Raw genomic sequence first — 4,344 nt, 5'->3', positions numbered from 1 at the left:
TTTTACGGTTTGAGTGAACCACGAATCTGAGGGTAAAAGTGCTCATTTGCCGACAACACAAAACGAATGGCCGGAGAAATTTAAAAAGATTGAACCCCTAAATTTTCCTGAGTTGCATAACGCCCGCTTAAGGGGCGACAACGCTACTACTAACTTTCCGCATAACGCCGTAATCACCAAAACCAACGCATAGTAAAAATGCCACGCGTTGGCTGTCCCTCTTGAAGCGTTTGTTATATTTTCGTTCTCAGCACTAATGTGACCAACAACTTAAGATTACAGAAAAACCATTAACAAACTGATACTTCTCGACTTTCTAAAACCGTAGCAGCGTCGGCTCGCTCAATAATTTTCAACAATACCGATTGAATTGCTTCATCTTCACGAACATCCTTATCACTCGTAAATCTCTGAATTTGCGCTTCAGCGTTTTCTTTAGGAACAAAAGTGATGACTACTTCGGTAGCAAAATCTGTCGTTTTCCCGAAATACTCTAAAGATATTTGCGGATAACCTTTGAAACCTCTTTGTACTCGTTTCAATATGCGTTTTTTCGCTTTATCCACGTTCATCATGAATCCTTTTGATTGCTGAACTTAAAAGAATATAACGCCCGCCTAAGGGGCTGGCAACGCATTAACACTAAACTCAAACACAACAGCCGTAACCATCGCGGCTCATTGGGACTGGAAACGCCACGCGTTGACAGTCCCTCTTGAGGCGTTTGTTATACATTTTTTTCGGTGTACTCAAACACAGCTTTTCGCCAATCAATTAGATATGGCAGACAACCAAGAAGGGTTAAATCCGAGCTATTATTTAAGTCTGCCAGCAGATCAGATAAAGGGTAATGGGCTGAATCCCTATGATGCAGAACTCTATCAATAGTTTCTTGCGATTGTTTGCTCAGTTTTTCTAACCAGATATGCCACTCAGGTTCATGTTTCCAGTAATTCGCAGCAGCATGTATAAGCTCGGCAACAGGCTCACCGAAAGAACTGCAAGGACCTAATTTTCTAGCTTCTAAGGGTTTAAGATTTACGTCCATAAGTACGTCAAACATATACCGTTGCATGATACAAAAACCTAGTCCTATCAGGTATTCGCCTTTATCACATAAGCAACCAACTTCCCATACATCTGCTTTGGAAATCTCATGGTTGAGCTTAGAAAGTGAAGCGTCGATAGGCTTTAATACTTCTGAGACGTAAGAAAACTCTGCGTCTGCAAACTCTACCTCATTTTCGTTTCTAGAAACTATAAACATGGATGAACCTTAAAATGTATAACGCCCGCTTAAGGGGCTGACAACGCGACTACCAAGTTTCCGCATAACACCGTAACCACCGAAATCAACGCACAGTAAAAATGCCGCGCGTTGGAAGTCCCTCTTGAAGCGTTTGTTATGCTTTATTACTTATTGATTACATTGAACTTTTATAATGTTCATTTGTTCCGGTCACTTTAACTCAAAATGACAAACCAACCTACTTTCAGCAATCATTGTTGTCGATAAGATCCCAAATAAGTTGAAGCGAAATAGCCCGTGGAATCAATGAGCAAACAACACCAAAGAAAGAGACTTTTCAGCAACAGTTGAACCTTTTACACATACAATTTATCAGGGCAGAGCCGGACAAAAGCGCACAATCATCGATAAACTTGCGCTAACCAAATACTGTCAGCAAGCAAGAAGCCAATGAGATCCCAAACATGCTGAAGCGAAATAGCCTGCGGAATCAATGAGCAAACAACACCAAAGAAAGAGACCTTTCAGCAAAAACCGAACCTTTTGCGAGCACAATTTATCAGGGCAAAGTTACCGAAAAAGCACAAGTATCGTTCAACTTTCAATAGCCACAAAAAAGAACAATAAACTCATAATATCAATAAATTAGAATAAGAAAACTTCTAAATCAGACTAAGTTTTCTCATTAAAATTTATATATTGATTTTGCTGAGGCTCAATAAAGCATAACGCCCAATTAAGTAGCCCGAAACGCAACTACCAACTTACCGCACAACATCGTAATCACCAAACTCAACGCAAAACGAAAATGCCACGCGTTGAGGGTCTGCTTGAATTGTTTGTTATAACGCAATTCTATGACTTGGATTTTTCACCTAAATACTCGGTAAAGCGCAAAAGATAACCATCCGGATCTTGTATCAGAAACTCTTTCTGACCCGATAGTATTTCGCCAATGTCATACCATGTTTCTTTGAGTTCTTTAAACAACTTGATGTCTGCTGCTTGAATGCGCTCATAAATCGAAGATATATCTGACAGCTCAATTTGAAAGTTAACGCCTCTACCAAATGGCGCGACTAAGCTATCCGTAACCCAAGCTTTATCATGAATTTGCTCCAACATGATCTGGACTTTTTCAAGTTCCAAGTAAGCAAAATCGGGATTATCTCGTTGATTTCTAATCTTAAAACCGAGAATTTCACAATAAAATCTCAGTGATGTAGTGAAGTTTGATACCGACAATTCAGGTACCATCGGATTCCAATATTCGTCCATTTCATTCCTTGATATACGATGAACTCAAATGCGTTATAACGCCCAATTAAGTAGCCCGAAACGCTACTACCAACTTTCCGTACAACACCGTAATCACCAAATTCAACGCAAAACGAAAATGCCACGCGTTGAGGGTCTGCTTGAATTGTTTGTTATGTTTTGGGCCAATTGGTACGACTTAGACCATAAACTGCATGATCTACAACTCGGCCATTCAAATTTTCTGCGCGACTGATTATGCCCTCAAGCGAGAAACCTAAACGCTCACATACATTACGACTTGGAATATTTTCGCTCGCTGCTGATATCTGAACCTTTTCCATATCAAGTTCAGTAAAAGCCAAGTCGACCAGTTTTAAAACTGACTTACTCACAATACCTTTACCTTGGTATTCTGAGCTTAACCAGTAGCCAATCTCTACTTTTTTAAGTTGACGATTAATACTGTTAAAACTGATATTTCCAACCAACTTATCTTGATAAATCATCCCACAAACTAAGGATTTTCCATCAGCATAATCATGCAATGAACTTTTGATAAAGCTAAGGAAAAACTCTTCATTGCTAGCATGAGGAGGCCAAGCTAACCATTGGCTCAAATATTCTCGCTCTCGACTAACAATTTCAAGATAGATCGGAGCAAACTGGGGATTAACCAAAGCCAGTTTCAGATCGGTATCAACATCCAATGTAAACATGATTTCCTCTTAAAAACATAACGCCGCATCAAGGTGTGAGCAACACAATACCAAAGCTTCCGCATACCACCTTAAACACTAAACGCAACGCATAGCAAAAATGCCACGCGTTGCGAATCACTCTTAAATGCTTTGTTATGCGTCTGTTGTCAAAGATCTAAGGAACTCTTTGGTCGCATTGATATCAGACTGATTATAGAAATCCTTTGGCATATTGGGTTCAAAGGCACCAGCCCTAATAGCTTGTTCAAAGTGCAATCTTGTATCTTCATATCCTGGTATATGTATACGTTTTATCATTTCAAGAACTTCATCCTTTGGTAGTTCGTTCTCTGATATAAATACAAGTAGGCGCATTAAACCATCAGGACCAGTTAAATCAGAAAGCGAACAATCTCCCACGATACCTCCATCTTTCTTATATTCGAGGTTTCCATCAAACTGACATCTAACTCTACCGACTTGTTGTGGGCTAGATGAAAATGAATGTACTAGTCGTAAATTTCTACCCACCTTACCTTCGGAAAAAGAGATCCATTCAACCCATCCATCTTCTTGTTTTTCGATGGAATGACCACATGTATCGCAAACCCATTTATTCATACTCAGTCCTTATTTTTTGCATTGACGCATAACGCCCGGCTAAGGGGTTGACAACGCACCGCCGAACTCAAAAAAACACACTGTAAACACTGAACTTCAATTTTGTACTAAAGCCGCCACGCGTTGGCAATCCCTCTTGAGCCGTTTGTTAGGCCAACAGATTGACAACAACACTTTCAAAACCCAAGAACAAGGCTTTTTGTAAATTTTAAGCAAACTAACCCATTCATTTATAAACCAAAATACCAACTCAGCAAAGAAACAAAAAACTCAAATTGAGCGGTTTGGAAGAAAAGTGACGAGCGTAGCATTCTCGGCGGACGTTTGGATGCTGAAGGTTATTTTGCCGCTAAATTCACAACGAAAAACAACCCAACACGATCAAGAAACAACAAATATGTGAGGACGATTTATTGCTTAAGTTAAGCCACAAAAAATGGAATTTACCGTTCAATTCAAACTCGATTTAGCTGATAAAAACTCACTTTGCCTAACGCCCGGCTAAGGGGTTGACAA

Annotated in this window: 5 protein-coding genes; all 5 read right to left on the bottom strand. The window is 39.7% G+C overall.

The window, feature by feature from the left end; all coding sequences use genetic code 11:
• Positions 1 to 290: 290 nt before the first annotated feature.
• The 5 genes from AACR75_RS16790 to AACR75_RS16770 all read right to left on the bottom strand — a co-directional run bounded on the left by AACR75_RS16790 (position 291) and on the right by AACR75_RS16770 (position 3,828).
• A complete protein-coding gene (locus tag AACR75_RS16790) occupies positions 291 to 572 on the bottom strand; it encodes a hypothetical protein (RefSeq protein WP_197056816.1) in 282 nt (93 codons plus the stop codon).
• Positions 573 to 727: 155 nt separating this feature from the next.
• Positions 728 to 1,267: a hypothetical protein gene (locus tag AACR75_RS16785; protein WP_052190354.1), complete on the bottom strand. Its 540-nt coding sequence runs from the start codon at positions 1,265 to 1,267 to the stop codon at positions 728 to 730.
• Positions 1,268 to 2,104: 837 nt separating this feature from the next.
• Positions 2,105 to 2,527, bottom strand: coding sequence for a bleomycin resistance protein (locus tag AACR75_RS16780; RefSeq protein ID WP_047691164.1), 423 nt, complete (start codon positions 2,525 to 2,527; stop codon positions 2,105 to 2,107).
• Positions 2,528 to 2,679: 152 nt separating this feature from the next.
• Entirely contained in the window at positions 2,680 to 3,225 is a 546-nt protein-coding gene (locus AACR75_RS16775; RefSeq protein WP_047691162.1) for a GNAT family N-acetyltransferase, read from the bottom strand.
• A 135-nt stretch (positions 3,226 to 3,360) separates the two neighbouring features.
• Entirely contained in the window at positions 3,361 to 3,828 is a 468-nt protein-coding gene (locus AACR75_RS16770) for a hypothetical protein (RefSeq protein ID WP_052190353.1), read from the bottom strand.
• Positions 3,829 to 4,344: the final 516 nt, after the last annotated feature.

Origin of the sequence: Vibrio sp. ZOR0018, from assembly GCF_963865925.1 — a bacterium.
GTDB lineage: Bacteria > Pseudomonadota > Gammaproteobacteria > Enterobacterales > Vibrionaceae > Vibrio > Vibrio anguillarum.
Note: the sequence above shows the minus strand (reverse complement) of the source record. Positions and strands in the feature narration are given on the sequence as shown.